The 13013-nt window shown below is 62.9% G+C and carries 17 protein-coding genes and 1 riboswitch; of the genes, 15 read left to right on the top strand and 2 right to left on the bottom strand.

The window, feature by feature from the left end; all coding sequences use genetic code 11:
• The first annotated feature begins 2 nt into the window (after positions 1–2).
• The 4 genes from HB778_RS02140 (at position 3) to HB778_RS02125 (ending at position 1039) form a co-directional block, all read left to right on the top strand.
• A complete protein-coding gene (locus tag HB778_RS02140; RefSeq protein ID WP_095203858.1) occupies positions 3–203 on the top strand; it encodes a hypothetical protein in 201 nt (66 codons plus the stop codon).
• The gene (locus HB778_RS02135) at positions 200–439 is read left to right on the top strand and encodes an ABC transporter permease (RefSeq protein WP_183461093.1); all 240 of its coding nucleotides are present in this window, start codon (positions 200–202) and stop codon (positions 437–439) included. Before HB778_RS02140 ends, HB778_RS02135 begins: the two co-directional genes overlap by 4 nt.
• Positions 424–618: a hypothetical protein gene (locus HB778_RS02130; protein WP_183461091.1), complete on the top strand. Its 195-nt coding sequence runs from the start codon at positions 424–426 to the stop codon at positions 616–618. The genes HB778_RS02135 and HB778_RS02130 overlap by 16 nt, the downstream gene beginning before the upstream one ends.
• Positions 619–721: 103 nt before the next feature.
• Positions 722–1039 carry a hypothetical protein gene (locus HB778_RS02125; RefSeq protein WP_095203902.1) on the top strand — a complete coding sequence of 106 codons (318 nt, stop codon included), beginning with the start codon at positions 722–724 and terminating at the stop codon, positions 1037–1039.
• Positions 1040–1136: 97 nt separating this feature from the next.
• Here HB778_RS02125 and HB778_RS02120 read toward each other — a convergent pair whose 3' ends face one another.
• Positions 1137–1373: a hypothetical protein gene (locus tag HB778_RS02120; RefSeq protein WP_244661766.1), complete on the bottom strand. Its 237-nt coding sequence runs from the start codon at positions 1371–1373 to the stop codon at positions 1137–1139.
• A 1014-nt stretch (positions 1374–2387) separates the two neighbouring features.
• Between HB778_RS02120 and HB778_RS02115 the strand changes: the two genes are divergently transcribed.
• A complete protein-coding gene (locus HB778_RS02115) occupies positions 2388–2858 on the top strand; it encodes a GNAT family N-acetyltransferase (RefSeq protein WP_183461089.1) in 471 nt (156 codons plus the stop codon).
• Positions 2859–3023: 165 nt separating this feature from the next.
• Here HB778_RS02115 and HB778_RS02110 read toward each other — a convergent pair whose 3' ends face one another.
• Positions 3024–3731, bottom strand: a complete 708-nt coding sequence (locus HB778_RS02110) for a hypothetical protein (protein WP_183461087.1) — start codon at positions 3729–3731, stop codon at positions 3024–3026.
• Positions 3732–3930: 199 nt separating this feature from the next.
• Here HB778_RS02110 and HB778_RS02105 point away from each other — a divergent pair, with 199 nt between their 5' ends.
• The 10 genes from HB778_RS02105 (at position 3931) to HB778_RS02055 (ending at position 12972) form a co-directional block, all read left to right on the top strand.
• Complete coding sequence (locus HB778_RS02105) at positions 3931–5478, top strand: glycosyltransferase family 39 protein (protein ID WP_244661765.1); 1548 nt, start codon at positions 3931–3933, stop codon at positions 5476–5478.
• A gap of 175 nt (positions 5479–5653) precedes the next feature.
• Positions 5654–6172 carry a peptide-methionine (S)-S-oxide reductase MsrA gene (gene msrA / locus HB778_RS02100; RefSeq protein WP_183461084.1) on the top strand — a complete coding sequence of 173 codons (519 nt, stop codon included), beginning with the start codon at positions 5654–5656 and terminating at the stop codon, positions 6170–6172.
• Between the two features lie 283 nt (positions 6173–6455).
• Positions 6456–6570: riboswitch (TPP riboswitch) on the top strand.
• Positions 6561–7169, top strand: a complete 609-nt coding sequence (locus tag HB778_RS02090; RefSeq protein ID WP_183461081.1) for a Ykof family thiamine-binding protein — start codon at positions 6561–6563, stop codon at positions 7167–7169. Its footprint overlaps the riboswitch before it by 10 nt.
• Before the next feature lie 35 nt (positions 7170–7204).
• On the top strand, positions 7205–8026 hold the full coding sequence (locus HB778_RS02085; protein ID WP_183461079.1) for an ABC transporter permease: 822 nt from the start codon (positions 7205–7207) through the stop codon (positions 8024–8026).
• On the top strand, positions 8023–8790 hold the full coding sequence (locus tag HB778_RS02080; protein WP_183461077.1) for an ABC transporter ATP-binding protein: 768 nt from the start codon (positions 8023–8025) through the stop codon (positions 8788–8790). Before HB778_RS02085 ends, HB778_RS02080 begins: the two co-directional genes overlap by 4 nt.
• Complete coding sequence (locus HB778_RS02075; protein WP_183461075.1) at positions 8783–9799, top strand: ABC transporter substrate-binding protein; 1017 nt, start codon at positions 8783–8785, stop codon at positions 9797–9799. The genes HB778_RS02080 and HB778_RS02075 overlap by 8 nt, the downstream gene beginning before the upstream one ends.
• Positions 9800–10055: 256 nt before the next feature.
• A complete protein-coding gene (locus tag HB778_RS02070) occupies positions 10056–10667 on the top strand; it encodes a methyltransferase family protein (protein WP_244661764.1) in 612 nt (203 codons plus the stop codon).
• Positions 10668–11134: 467 nt separating this feature from the next.
• Entirely contained in the window at positions 11135–11782 is a 648-nt protein-coding gene (locus HB778_RS02065) for a hypothetical protein (RefSeq protein WP_183461072.1), read from the top strand.
• Positions 11783–12127: 345 nt separating this feature from the next.
• Positions 12128–12625, top strand: a complete 498-nt coding sequence (locus HB778_RS02060; RefSeq protein WP_183461070.1) for a hypothetical protein — start codon at positions 12128–12130, stop codon at positions 12623–12625.
• 182 nt (positions 12626–12807) lie between these two features.
• The gene (locus tag HB778_RS02055) at positions 12808–12972 is read left to right on the top strand and encodes a DUF3309 family protein (RefSeq protein WP_095203871.1); all 165 of its coding nucleotides are present in this window, start codon (positions 12808–12810) and stop codon (positions 12970–12972) included.
• The last annotated feature ends 41 nt before the right edge of the window (positions 12973–13013 follow it).

Raw genomic sequence — 13013 nt, 5'->3', positions numbered from 1 at the left:
CCATGGCCACCATCACCCAACCGACCATCCGCCCGACCAACAAGCTGACGGCCGCGACCATCGCCGCCGCGGTCGTGTCGGTCTCCGGCGTCTTCGTGCGCAACATCTGGCCTTCCTGGTACGACGCCGAGACATGGGCGACGCTTCTGCCGATCGCCGTCTTCGCCATCGGCTATCTGGTCAAGGATGAGCCAAACCGATGAGCGCGCTGCTGTCCTTCCTGCTTGGCAATCCGACCCTTCTCGGCATCGGTGCGGCCATCCTCGCGACGCTCGGCTGGGGTGTTCGCCAGCGGCTTGCCGGCGAACGCAGCGAACGTGCCCGGCAGGCCGCCGCCGAGGCCGCGGCGCACGATATCGCCGACCAGGTCCAGAACGATGTCGGCGCGCTGCCGGCCGCCACCGCGCGAAAGGAGCTCAAATCATGGGCAAGGGATTGATGCTTGTGTCCGTCCTGGCCGCGATGGTCGGCTGCACGGCCGCCAAGGGCGGGTTCTGCGCGGTGTCCAGCCCGCTGCGCCTGTCGGCGGCCGCGGTCGATGCGCTGTCGGACGCCGAGGTCAAGACGCTGCTGGCGCACAACCGCAAGGGCGAGAAACTGTGCGGGTGGAAGCCATGACCGTTGTCGCACTTCCGCTGGACTCGGCCATGCTGCTTGCCGGGCTGGTCATTTTCGGCGCCGGATCGGTCTTCGGCTTCCTCATCGCGAGGGCGATGAAATGATGCACGATGTCTTCGACCTGCTCGGCATCAAGGGACCGGTCGTCGTCGCCGGTCTGGCCGGCGGTGTCCTGCGTGCTTTGTCGCGCCACCGCTACAAGCTGCGAGAGATGGTGGCGTCGCCGATCTGCGGCGCACTCGCCGCCGCCTATCTGACGCTGCCCGTGGTCCAATATTCCCGCGCCACGGGCCTGCCGCTGGCCAATGACGACACCACGACGCTGGCGGCTGCTTTTCTCATCGGCGTCTGCGCCATGTGGATATCGGATATTCTGTTCGAGGTGATCGTGCGGAAGTTCAGGCCAGCGACGGAGGACTGAAAGGCCGCGGATGGTTGCTTCGTTATCTTCCCGGCAGGCTGCGCGGCGCGAACGCGCTGATGGCCGGGGCGGCCTTAGGCCCAGATATATGTGCCTCTCAATGGAATCTGGTTTTGAAGACGCGAAAGACTTCGCACCAGAGGCGGAAATCGGCCAGTCGCCCGGCGAAGTGTGCTTCCATGGCACAATAGGCCGCTGCGGTCTGCGCTTCCGGCCCATAGAGTTCGATTGCGGCAATCACTGCGTCGTTAGGATCGGCAAAATCTGAAAGCCTGAGCGCCGCGCCATTGTCAGTCCGGAGCATCGAGCAACACCTTCTGTTCGGCGCCTTCATGCCGCATATGAGGCGCAAATCACGTCACCTGCGGCCCAGCGGCTTGGTTGCTAGAGGGGACTGGCAGCGGAAGGCCACTGGGCCTGACCGGCAGGGCCTTGAGGATGGCAGCGCCGACTGGCGAAGATGATGCACCCCTGCTCATATCAGCGAAACATGCGAACGAAGGAAGGGCAAGGCGCGCTGGCTCCGGCCGGCGGGCTTTTCGTATTGGGGCCTTGTCGCGTCTCCGGGAACACCAGCATTTGGGCGCGCTAATTTGCTTCGGAAGCCCCCCGCGCCCTGGTTAGGGCGGAATGGAGCACCAATCGAATGATGCGCTGGCCTCCCGTATCATTGCAAAATAGATGGCCGGCATCATTGGGGAAACCGAACTGATTTCGCTCTCCAGGCAACCATGTTTAGCCAGATCGCTCGTGGATCGCAGGGCGCCGGCATTCGGAACTGAAACAGGCTTCGCAGCTTCTATCTGAGCGAAGCTTAATGAGGCAGGCCTAATGTTCAGTGACAAGGAAACCCGATTTTTAGAAGCTGGGCTGTTCATGGCGGTGCCGCTCTCAATCTTGATCGCGGTCTTGGTGGTTAGCGTTACGTTTGGCTGGTTTGAATGACAGATTGCACGCGGCGGGGCGCGATCGACGGCCAGTATTCTTCACATGCAGTCCTGACTGCGAAGGCATCCAGGCGAGGAGCAACCGACGTTCGATCGAGGTGAAGCCACCACCAATTGCCCTTCGGACGCTTGCCGCCGCCTTCCTGATCGGCGTGTCTGCGATGTGGATTTCGGATATTTTGTTCGAAGTGATCGTGCGGAAGTTCAGAGCAGCTTCCGAGGAATAGCTCCAGGCTTGCCCGGCGTCGAAAATCCGTACCGGCCGGCTCGATCGACCCAAAGCCCGCCTCGGCTCACGCCGGGGCGGGCTTTTTGCGTTTGTGGCGCCTGACCGGCCGCTGCTATATCCCGGAGCAAGGCTGCCGAACTCGCGGCGGCATTAATCCAGCCTGGGCTTACGGATGCAGATTGAACGATATGACGGGGACCGCGAAATATTGCTGCCGCTGGTTACCCTTGCCGACGATTCTCCCACGCAGGTTTCCGGCTATATCGACAAGGGCGAGGTGCTGGTCGCGCGGGATGGAAACAGGATCGTCGGCCATGTGCAGCTCATCGAGACAGGCGAGGGCGGGGTCTTCGAACTCAAGAGCCTGGCGGTCCGTCCGGCAAGGCAGAGCGAGGGGTTGGGGCGTGCCCTCGTCGCGGCGGCAATCACCCGCTGTCGAGAGCGCTACGGCCGGCGCCTGATCGTTTCGACCGCGGCGGCCGATATCGGCAATCTGCGATTTTACCAGAGACAGGGCTTTCGGATGTTTCGCATCGTGCAGGATGCGTTCGGGCCGTCGACCGGTTACCCCGAAGGCTCGGCTGTGAATGGCATTCCGCTGCGCGACCAGGTGGTGTTCGAACGCGACCTCGGCGCGGATTGAGGGGATCGTCCGTCCGCTCCAGCTTCGAGACCGTCGCAGACCATCCAATAGCCCGCTCGTTGGGCGGGCTATTTTGCGTTTCTGGGCCTAACGCGCATCGCGTTTTGAACGGATTCGGGCGACGCGCTTTAGGTTTTTGTTTTCATGCCTGAATCTCAACGCACCTTAGGCGAGGATGTTGACGGCACGGGCCGCGACCAGTGCGATCGTCAGCAGCGAGATCATCGCCTCGGCCATCATCAAAAGCTTGGCGCGCTGGGAGAGCGGCAAGGTGTCGGTCGGCGAAAACGCCGTCGCATTGGTGAAAGCGAGGAAGAAATAGTCGACGAAGCCAGGCAGCCAGTCGCGGATCTCGCGGTCGTTCAAGGTCATTTGCGGGAACAGGAAATCGGATTGGGCGCGTTTGACGAGGCCGCAGGTCGGCGGCCCGCCGCGGTCGGTGCTCCAGAACCACAGGGCAAAGACGATGACATTGGTGACCCAGATATTGAGCGCGTCGATCAGCAGCGTCTGGCCGCTGGAGCCGGCATGGCCTGCCAGCAGCGCGCGCACCAGGAACACCAGTGAACCGCAATTCATGACGCTGACGACGCCGGTCATCACCAGCGCCGTCCTGCGGATCATGACGCGAAACCGGCCGACCAGGTACCAGTGCTCTTCCTCGATCGCTTTCAGGGTGGCGACCTGTGTCCAGGCGGTGGCGACGGACAGAGGCACGAGCAGGGTGGCCTCGAGCGCCGGCGCCAGCCAGCGGGGGCCAAACGAAAGATCGTTGATCACCAGGAGCTGCAGACAGATGATGACGAGGACGGCCGCACGCGCCAGCCAGAAGTCGAGCGCGCGGTGGTGGATGACGGCATGCTGGTGACGCATCGAATATCCGGGATGTTCAGACAGGATCAGATGGGCGGGCTTGTTCTGCCGGGGGAAGTCAACGGAGCGCCGAAACTCCCGCTCAATCTTGGTCTTGCAATGGCCAGCAAGTATACTTTTTCGTAAGCTTTGAGGTTGGGGCTGTTCGGCAAACCGGACGATGTGGTTTAAGCGCCGCATGGTGGGAATAGACGACTCCATGGATGGTTGGGCGCCGGCGGGGCTGACTGCCACCGGCCTCGACTCGTCATCGGTCTGGCCCGGCCTGCTTCGCCATCCCTGGTATTTGCTCGCGCTTCTGTGCCTGGTGCAGATCCTGTGCTGGACGGTGGTGCCGGCACTGATCGACCCCGCGCCGCCTGGCGATGTCGTGGAAGGTTTCATGTGGGGCCGCGAATGGGTGCTTTTGACCTACAAGCACCCGCAGCTTCCGGGCTGGCTTCTCGAAACCAGCCATCTTCTGACCGGATCGTTCCACTGGCCGCAATATCTGCTCGCCCAGCTGACGATTTCGTCGACCTTCATCCTGGTCTATCTGCTGGCCCGCGACATACTCGGGCAACGCCGGGCGCTGGCTGCCGTGCTTTTGATGCCCTCGGTCTATTTCTTCGGCTGGCCGACCCCGCAATTCAATCATGACTATGCGCAGATGCCGTTCTGGGCGGCCATCTGCTGGCTGCTTTGGCGCGCCGGCCGTGGTGGCGGGCCTGGCTGGTGGCTGGCGCTTGGGCTGGTGTCGGGCGTCGGGCTCTATGCCAAGTTCTCCACCGGCCTGCTGCTCGCCTTTGGCGCCCTATGGCTGCTGTCCGACGCGCGCGCGCGCAGCCGGCTGGCGACGCCTTGGCCATGGCTCGGCCTTGCCGTTTTTCTCGCCGTTGCGGCGCCGCTGGCCATCGCGCTCTACCGCATCGACTTCTTGCCATTGACCTATTTTGCCGACCGTGACGTGTGGGTAACCGAACACCGCGCGCGCCTCTACTATATCGGCGTCCAACTGGCCGGGCTCTCAGGCTTCCTCCTGGTGCTGGCGATATCGGGGCTGCTGCGGCGCTCGCCCGCTCCCGAAGCTCCCGTCGAACGCGGCATTCTGGTCTATCTCGTGTGGATGGGGCTTGGGCCGGCGACCCTGATCATGGTGGCCTCGTTGTTCACCGGCACCGGCGAGTCCTGGGGGGCGCCGATGTACAATCTTGTCGGTGTTACGGTGCTCGCCTTTCTCGGCCACCGGCTCGGCGCCATCGAGATGCGAAGGCTGGCGATCTGTGCCTTCCTCTGCATCGTCACCATGTCGGGCGCCTATGCGACCCTCCGCTGGACGGGCTGCAATGTGCGGGGGCGCCTCGACGCCGTCTGCTGGCCGGCGCAGCCGATCTCGGACGAGGCCGAGGCGGTTTGGCATGCGGCCGCGCCCGGCCGGCTCGACATTGTCGGCGGCGATACCCAATTGGCCATGCTCGCGGGCCTCAATGCCTATGACAAGCCGTCGATCTTCACCGACCTCGATACCCGGTTCGCGCCCTGGATCACCAGGCAGCGCTTGCGCGACCACGGCATGCTGATGGTTTGGCCTGGGCATGGCGTGCCGCCGCAGTTGCGGACATGGCTGGGCAACCGGCCGGTCAAGACCGTTCTTTTCAACTGGTCGCGCACGGCGCCGCCTGTGGCAATCAGCTTTGCCGCCATTCCGCCTGGCACGCGGTATCTGCCGCTTGACGCCGACAGCCGGACCCGGCATCCGCGTAATTGAAGCGGTTCGATCCCTTAGCCGCGTCGTAATATCGTTCGCGCATGGCTGCGTTCGTCTCCATGCGACTGGACGAAGCAGGCGACAATGCCCATTTATTGGGAAATCCAATTTTGTCTGCGCAATTCCGGACGGGAAACCGCTACGCGAATGGAATTGCCTTTTGAGGAGACGTGACATGGCGACTTCGATCGAACGCGCAGTGCTTGCCGGTGGTTGTTTCTGGGGCATGCAGGATCTGATACGGCGCTATCCCGGCGTCATCTCCACCCGTGTCGGCTATAGCGGCGGCGATGTGCCAAACGCCACCTACCGCAATCACGGCACTCATGCCGAAGCCATCGAGATCAATTTCGATCCGGCCGTGATCAGCTATCGCACGCTGCTGGAGCGCTTTTTCCAGATCCACGATCCGACGACGCGCAACCGCCAGGGCAACGATGTCGGGATGAGCTACCGTTCGGCGATCTACTATACCAGCGACGAGCAAAAGCACGTGGCCGAAGACACCATCGCCGATGTCGATGCCTCCGGCCTGTGGCCTGGCAAGGTCGTCACCGAAGTCGCGCCGGCCGGTGCCTTCTGGGAAGCCGAGCCCGAGCATCAGGATTATCTGGAGAAATATCCTAACGGCTACACCTGCCATTTCGTCAGGCCGGGCTGGAAGCTGCCGGTGCGTGAGAAGGCCGCGTCCTGACGTTTGGCGAAACGCATCGTTGGGAAGCGATGTCGAAACAAAGAAAGCCGCGGGGCGGATGCCCCGCGGCTTTCTTTGTTTATGGCGATGACTTGCTTGCATCGGAGTTCATGTCGCCCGGTGTGGTGGAGGTGGTGCTTGCTGCCGGATCGACGGTGTTGGGCGAAGCCGGCTTGCTCGGATCTCCAGTGATCGACCGCCGCTACCCAGATCTGGTGCAATGCTTTTGGCGCGGTGCGCTGAAAAAACGGCTTCCCCTTCGGTTCGAATGGTGCTTTAACGCGCCCATCCACAGGGGTGCTCCGTACGGTCGGGGCTGAGACGGGGGCGGCAAAGCCCACAGACCCTAGAAGCTGATCTGGGTAATACCAGCGGAGCGAGGCGGGCTATGTTTTCAGGCGCACAGATTTCCCTATATCCCATGGCCGACGATTTCGTCGGCGTCATCCTCGGCGCGCTCGGCGCGCTCGATCCCTACCGGGACAGGCTCAGGATCGAGACCGACGACATCTCGACCTTGCTGGTCGGGCCGCCCGAAGTGTTGTTCCCGGCGCTGCGCGACCTGTTCGTGGCGGCGGCGCGGAGCGGCAAGCATTGCGTGCTGTCGGCGGCCATTTCGCGCGGCTGCCCGGGCGAGCCGGACGATCCGATCTGCCGCTCCGACGCGTTTGGCGGACCTGTCGGGCCGCTCGGCCCACGCAAGGAAGCCGCCATCACCGCCGTGCGCAAAGCTGCTGCCACCGGCCAGCCGGCGGCGGCGCAATTCTCGCTCTATGTGATGGGCGCCGGCGACCACATGGACGAGATTTATGGCTGCATCGATTTCCTGAAACAGTCCGGCGTCTACGATCGCTCCAAGAATTTCTGCACCAAGCTGCGCGGCGATACGGGCGCGATCTTTTCGGCGCTGAACGAGGCTTTCTGCCGCTTCGGGCCAGGCGCCGGCCACGTAACCCTTGACGTCACGGTTTCGGCCAACAGCCCGTCGGCTGTCTAAGCCGGCCGCGCTTCGGCGCGACCCCGTCAAAGGTTATGCCCGTGGTCTCATCATCAGTCGCGTCACGCCCGCTCGTGGGTTCCCTTGCCAAGGCCGTACCCGCCGTCATCTCGGTCGGCTTGCTCCTTGTGACGTGGGAGATCTACGCCACCTATTCCGGCATCAAGCCGACGATTCTGCCGGCGCCGTCACGCGTCTTCGAACAGGCGATGCTCAATCGCGACGCGCTGATCGACAACGCCATTCCCACCATCCGCGCCACGCTGATCGGCTTTGCCTGCTCGCTCGGCGCCGCCTTCGCGCTGTCGATGTTGGTCGACTTCTTCCAGCCGCTGCGCCGCGCGCTGTTTCCCGTCTTCATCGTCAGCCAGACCTTGCCGCTGGTGGCCATCGCGCCGCTGGTGGTGCTGTGGTTCGGCTTCGGGCTGGCGCCGAAGATCATGCTGGTGGCGCTGGTCACCTTCTTCCCGATGCTGGTGGCTCTGGTACAGGGCTACGAGGCGACCGAGGTCGAGATCGGCCAGATGCTGCGCGCCATGGGGGCGGGGCGCTGGCGCGTCTTCGTGCTGGCGCGGCTGCCTTCGGCGCTGCCCTACTTCTTCGCCGGCTTGAGGATCTCCATCACCTATGCCGTGGTCGGCGCGATCTTCGCCGAATATGCCGGCGCGGCGAAGGGGCTGGGCATCTACATGCTCAACGCCAAGAACAATTTCCGCCCCGATCTGGTTCTGGCCGCTGTCGGCGTCAGTGCCGCGCTCACGCTGATCCTGTTCGGGCTGACGGTGCTCTTGCAGCGCCTCGCCATGCCCTGGGAACGGGCCGGCCGGCAGCCGGCAGGGAAGGGGGCGCAGGGATGAGCCGGCTCGAATTGCGGCATGTGCACAAAGCGTTTGGCGGGCTCGACGTGCTCGCCGATATTTCGCTCAGCGTCGGCGCCGGCGAATTCGTCTCGATCCTTGGGCCGTCGGGCGCCGGCAAGTCGACGCTGTTCCAGCTCCTGACGGGTGCCGAGCATGGCGAGGGCGAGATGTTGTTCGACGGTGCGCCGCTCGACGACCATGGCAGGCATTTCGCCTTCATGCCGCAGCGCGACGCGCTGATGCCGTGGCGGCGCATCCTCGACAACGCGACGCTCGGGCTCGAAGTGCAAGGCGTCAGACGCAAAGCGGCGCGGGCGCGTGTCGCGCCGCTGTTTGCCGAGTTCGGGCTTGCCGGCTTCGAGCGGCATTTCCCGGCACAGCTTTCGGGCGGCATGCGCCAGCGCGCGGCATTGCTGCGCACGGTGGTGCAGGAGCGCGATATGCTTTTGCTCGACGAGCCGTTCGGCGCGCTCGACGCGCTGACCCGCGCGGCCATGCAGCGCTGGCTCGAGCAGATGTGGCGGCACCATCGCTGGACCGCGCTGCTGATCACCCATGATGTGCGCGAGGCCGTGTTCCTGTCCGACCGCATCTATGTGCTGTCGGCGCGCCCGGCCCGTGTGCTGCGTGAAATCGGAGTGCCGTTGCCGCGCCCCCGCGATCCAACCGGCGCCGCCGCGCAGCAGGCCGGCGCACTCGAGGCCGAGATTCTCGACATTTTGCTCAACCCGCAACCATCCAAAGGACATGACCATGACTGACTTGACGCGCCGGCAGGCCTTGCTGCTCACCCTTGCCAGCGGATTTCCGCTGATCGCCGGATCGAACCGCTCCTTCGCGGCCACGCAAAAAGTCAGCGTCGCGCTGGACTGGACGGTCAACACCAACCACATCGGGCTGTTCGTCGCACGCGACAAGGGGTTTTACCGCGAGGCCGGCTTGGAGGTCGACATTCTGCCCTACAGCGATACCGGCGCCGGCACGCTGGTCGCCAACCGCGTCGCCGATTTCGGCATCAACGGCACCATCAGCCTGTTCACCCAGAAGACCGCCGGTGCCGATCTGAAGGCCGTCTATGCCGTGGTGCAGTCGGAAACCGGCCGCGTGGTCTTCAATGCGGCGCGCAGCCAGATCAAAAGCCCGAAAGATCTTGACGGCCTGACCTATGGCGGCTTCGGCAGCGCCTGGGAAAACGCGCTGATCTCGACCATCATCCGCCATGATGGCGGCAAGGGCAATTTCGAAACGGTGACGCTCGGCACATCCGCCTATGAAGCGCTGGCCAACGGTTCGGTCGACTTCACGCTCGAGGTCTCGACCTGGGAGGGCGTCGAGGCCGAACTCAAAGGCATCAAGCAGCGCAGCTTCGTCTATGCCGATTACGGCGTGCCCGACGAACACACGACGCTGATCTCGTCGAGCGAAGCGTATCTCCAGGCAAACCCGGCACTGGCGTCAGCTTTTATCCAGGCAACGCGGCGCGGCTATCAGTTCACCGTCGATCATCCCGGGGAAGCCGCCACGCTGCTGATCGCCGCCAACAAGGATGCCCTGACCAACCCGGCATTGATCGAGGCGTCGCTGAAGGCGCTGATCGACGGCCACTATCTGCGCGCAGAGAACGGCGCCATCGGCGCGATGGATCCGGCCAAGATGGACGCGATCGGCGACTACCTCTTCACCGCCGGCATCTTGCGCGATGCTGATGGTAAGATTCTGGCGCAACGCCCTGATTTCGCGAAGTATTTCGCAAATCTGAACTTGGGGTGAGGTTGGATACGCATCACCAGTAGCGGCCGGCCTACTCCGTTGGCTTGGCGTACGGGGGCGTCCTGCCCCCGTATGCTTTCGGAGGCGTCACTCCGTTTGATACCATTGCGATCTCTCCGGTTAACCGCCCGGCAATGGTTGCATGCAATGGTCCCTTCGAGGGATCATCGGGGTGCTCGCGTTGCTCACGTCAAAAAGTGAAGCGTTTTCGCATAACAAAGAGGGTGGATTTTTCTCCGCCGCGCGAAGGCATGACATGCTGGTCGACCTGCGCGAAGGCTTCTTTCGCGTCTGTGCGCTGGCCTGTGCGGGGCTGTTCGTCTATCGCGGCCTACATCAGCTCGTAGAGGATCCGACCCGGCTCAACGCCGCGTTGGTGGCGATTTCCGAGATACTCACTTTCACATGGCTGCTTCTGTCGCGGCGCCCGGTGACGCGTGACTGGAATCCGCTTACGGTCATCGTCTCCGTGACCGCCAGTTTCGGGGTTGCGTTGATCAGCCTCCAGCCTGGCGTTGCGCTTGTTCCCGTCTATTTCGCCGCGCCGCTGCAGGTCGTTGCGCTGTTGTTCGTCATCTGGGGCAAGATATCGCTGGGTCGTTCCTTCGCCATCCTGCCCGGCAATCGCGGCGTGATGACGGGCGGCGCCTACCGGATTGTGCGGCACCCGATCTATGCCGGCTACCTTGCCGGCCATGTGCTCTATCTGCTCTCGGCCTTTTCCTTCCACAACCTCGCGGTCTATGCGGTCATCACCTATCTGCAGCTGTATCGTATCCTGCGCGAGGAGGCCCTGCTGGCCGCCGAGCCGGAGTATCGCGCTTACATGGAGCGTGTGCACTACAGGCTGTTCTACCGGATATTCTGAGGGCATCTGGCTTGGGATTGGCTAACAGCGCTTCCAAAGCGCCAACTGGATCGTTTGCCTTGACATAGGTCGCTGCTGGGCTGGTCACCCCTCCAGGTTGGTGGCAGGTACGGCCATCAGTGTTTGACGGCCTTTGGGATCCGATGCCTTTGATCGGTGATTGACGTCCGATCTTCGCGCTATGCACCAAGCAGAGAGGCCTGCCAGCAACCGGGAGTCGGCGGCCCTTAAAAATCGTTTTTATTCATATATTTGCAAATATGTCGGTGATGTATATGTTGCAGGAAAAATATTTTCTACATATGTAGTATAGTTTTATTATTCTTATAGTTTCTGTATTTTTTAAATATTCACCATTAACTGCACAGGCATCCGTCGATTTGAAACTGAAGCTCGTCTGTTGCGTAGTTGCGACAGCAATCGGCTGTGCGCCGGCTGCCTTAGCGCAACGACAACAGGAGAGTGTTATGACTTTTACCATCAAAACAGTCGCCAGTGTGTTGGCAGGTAGTGCAATAGTCTTCGTTCTTTCCATGCCGGCAAGCGCAGCCGGTGTCGGTGCCTCGGTTGGCGGTAGCGGCGGCGTCAATGCCGGCGTCGGTGCCTCCATCGGCGGCAGCGGTGGCATCAATGCCGGAGCCGGTGCCAATGTCGGCGGCAGCAATGGCGTCAATGCCGGAGCCGGGGCCAATATCGGCGGCTCGAGCGGCGTCAGCGCCGGATTGGGCGCCTCCGTCGGCGGCAGCAACGGCATCAATGCCGGCGCCGGCGCCAATGTCGGCGGTACGGGCGGCGTTACCGCCGGGCTCGGTGCATCCGTTGGCGACAGCAACGGCATCAATGCCGGGGTGGGCGCCAATATCGGCGATTCGACCGGCGTCGCCGCCGGGCTCAACGCCAATGTTGGCGACACGAGCGGCGTGGGCGTGAGTAGCAATCCGAGCAATCTCTCAAACCCCAGCAATCCGAACAATCCCAAGCTGCAGGGCATCGTTGCCGACATGTCGAACAGCCAGGTGGCGCGCATGAAGAAGCGCTGCGTCGACGTGCTCGGCAACGAAGGTACCTATGATCGCGACCTGCGTCAGCTCTGCCTGCTGATCGCCCGCCGCTGAAGCCAAGACCGCCAGGAGTGGAAGTGCACAGCCAGCCGTGAGGCTTTGATAGCACTCTCCTGGCCTCCGGCCGGTCGGAAGCCCGCCACCCAGGCGGGCTTCCTGCTGTGGAGCGCGTTCGTAACGTCGACGCTCAGGGGCCGCTTTCAGGCTTCCAGGCGAAGAACTCTGCGCCAATTTCCGATCAACATCTCCCCAATTGTCCAGTTGTCTTGAATTGGCCGGTACACGGGTAACTATACCGCTGGTTGCTCACCGTACTTTAGCAACCAATGATAGAGGCTCGGGTTGGTGATACAGCCGGTTTTGAAGTCCGGTTGTTCGAGACAACCCAAGGAGACAGCCATGTTTGGCATCACGAAAAGACTTTCCACAATCCTCGCGGGCGGCGCAGTCGTGGCCGCTCTATGCATGCCGGCCCTCGCTGCCGGAATCGGCGTTGGCGCCGGCGCTTCGGTCGGCGGCAGTGGCGGTGTCAATGCCGGCGCCGGTGCTTCAGTCGGCGGGGGCAATGGCGTCAATGGCGGCGCCGGGGCATCGATCGGCGGCGGCACTGGTGCCAATGCGGGCGCCGGAGCAAGCATTGGCGGCAGCGGCGGCGGCACAGCAGGGCTCGGTGCCACGGTTGGCGGTCAAAATGGTGTCGGTGTTGGCACCGGCGTCGCGGGCATTGGTGGGGCAACGCCCAGCAGTCTGTCAAATTCCAGCCTGTCAGGCGTCGTCGCCGACATGTCCGACAGCCAGGTGGCGCGGATGAAGAAGCGCTGCGCCGACGTGCTGGCCAGTTCGGGCAGCTACGATCGCGATCTGCGTCAGCTATGCCTGCTGATCTCGCGCCGCTAGAGCAGGAAATGTCAGGGCCCGCTGCCGTAAGGTGGCGGGCCCTTTTAATTTGCCGGCGGATCTTCTTCGCGATCACGCGCCGTCACGCGGAACGGTAAGGCCGCTCGAACGTTCTCGTCTTCGAAACACCGCATGCGACGGTGCTCAAACCGGCGCATCAGCGCCCAACGGGAGCGGGAACCATGAGTTTAGGCACCATACTCATCATCATCCTTGTCATTGCGCTGCTGGGCGGCTTCAGCGGGCTCGGCGGCGGACCTTTCTATGGAACGGGCTACTATGGCGGCGGTGGGCTCGGGCTTGTGCTGCTGATCCTCATCGTCCTTGTCGTGCTGGGGCGGATTTAGCAGCTCGCAAGGCTTCGGATAATCGCGATCTCGTGACTGCC

Origin of the sequence: Mesorhizobium huakuii, assembly GCF_014189455.1 — a bacterium.
Classification (GTDB): Bacteria; Pseudomonadota; Alphaproteobacteria; order Rhizobiales; family Rhizobiaceae; genus Mesorhizobium; species Mesorhizobium huakuii_A.
Note: the sequence above shows the minus strand (reverse complement) of the source record. Positions and strands in the feature narration are given on the sequence as shown.

Excerpts from the sequence above, each read along its gene's own strand:
- HB778_RS02125 (WP_095203902.1), top strand. The coding sequence starts at position 722 with ATGCACGATGTCTTCGACCTGCTCGGCATCAAGGGACCGGTCGTCGTC.
- HB778_RS02115 (WP_183461089.1), top strand. The coding sequence starts at position 2,388 with ATGCAGATTGAACGATATGACGGGGACCGCGAAATATTGCTGCCGCTG.
- msrA (WP_183461084.1), top strand. The coding sequence starts at position 5,654 with ATGGCGACTTCGATCGAACGCGCAGTGCTTGCCGGTGGTTGTTTCTGG.
- HB778_RS02070 (WP_244661764.1), top strand. The coding sequence starts at position 10,056 with ATGCTGGTCGACCTGCGCGAAGGCTTCTTTCGCGTCTGTGCGCTGGCC.
- HB778_RS02110 (WP_183461087.1), bottom strand. The coding sequence starts at position 3,731 with ATGCGTCACCAGCATGCCGTCATCCACCACCGCGCGCTCGACTTCTGG.
- HB778_RS02055 (WP_095203871.1), top strand. The coding sequence starts at position 12,808 with ATGAGTTTAGGCACCATACTCATCATCATCCTTGTCATTGCGCTGCTG.
- HB778_RS02135 (WP_183461093.1), top strand. The coding sequence starts at position 200 with ATGAGCGCGCTGCTGTCCTTCCTGCTTGGCAATCCGACCCTTCTCGGC.
- HB778_RS02090 (WP_183461081.1), top strand. The coding sequence starts at position 6,561 with ATGTTTTCAGGCGCACAGATTTCCCTATATCCCATGGCCGACGATTTC.
- HB778_RS02075 (WP_183461075.1), top strand. The coding sequence starts at position 8,783 with ATGACTGACTTGACGCGCCGGCAGGCCTTGCTGCTCACCCTTGCCAGC.
- HB778_RS02120 (WP_244661766.1), bottom strand. The coding sequence starts at position 1,373 with ATGAAGGCGCCGAACAGAAGGTGTTGCTCGATGCTCCGGACTGACAAT.
- HB778_RS02105 (WP_244661765.1), top strand. The coding sequence starts at position 3,931 with ATGGATGGTTGGGCGCCGGCGGGGCTGACTGCCACCGGCCTCGACTCG.
- HB778_RS02085 (WP_183461079.1), top strand. The coding sequence starts at position 7,205 with ATGCCCGTGGTCTCATCATCAGTCGCGTCACGCCCGCTCGTGGGTTCC.
- HB778_RS02065 (WP_183461072.1), top strand. The coding sequence starts at position 11,135 with ATGACTTTTACCATCAAAACAGTCGCCAGTGTGTTGGCAGGTAGTGCA.
- HB778_RS02140 (WP_095203858.1), top strand. The coding sequence starts at position 3 with ATGGCCACCATCACCCAACCGACCATCCGCCCGACCAACAAGCTGACG.
- HB778_RS02130 (WP_183461091.1), top strand. The coding sequence starts at position 424 with ATGGGCAAGGGATTGATGCTTGTGTCCGTCCTGGCCGCGATGGTCGGC.
- HB778_RS02060 (WP_183461070.1), top strand. The coding sequence starts at position 12,128 with ATGTTTGGCATCACGAAAAGACTTTCCACAATCCTCGCGGGCGGCGCA.
- HB778_RS02080 (WP_183461077.1), top strand. The coding sequence starts at position 8,023 with ATGAGCCGGCTCGAATTGCGGCATGTGCACAAAGCGTTTGGCGGGCTC.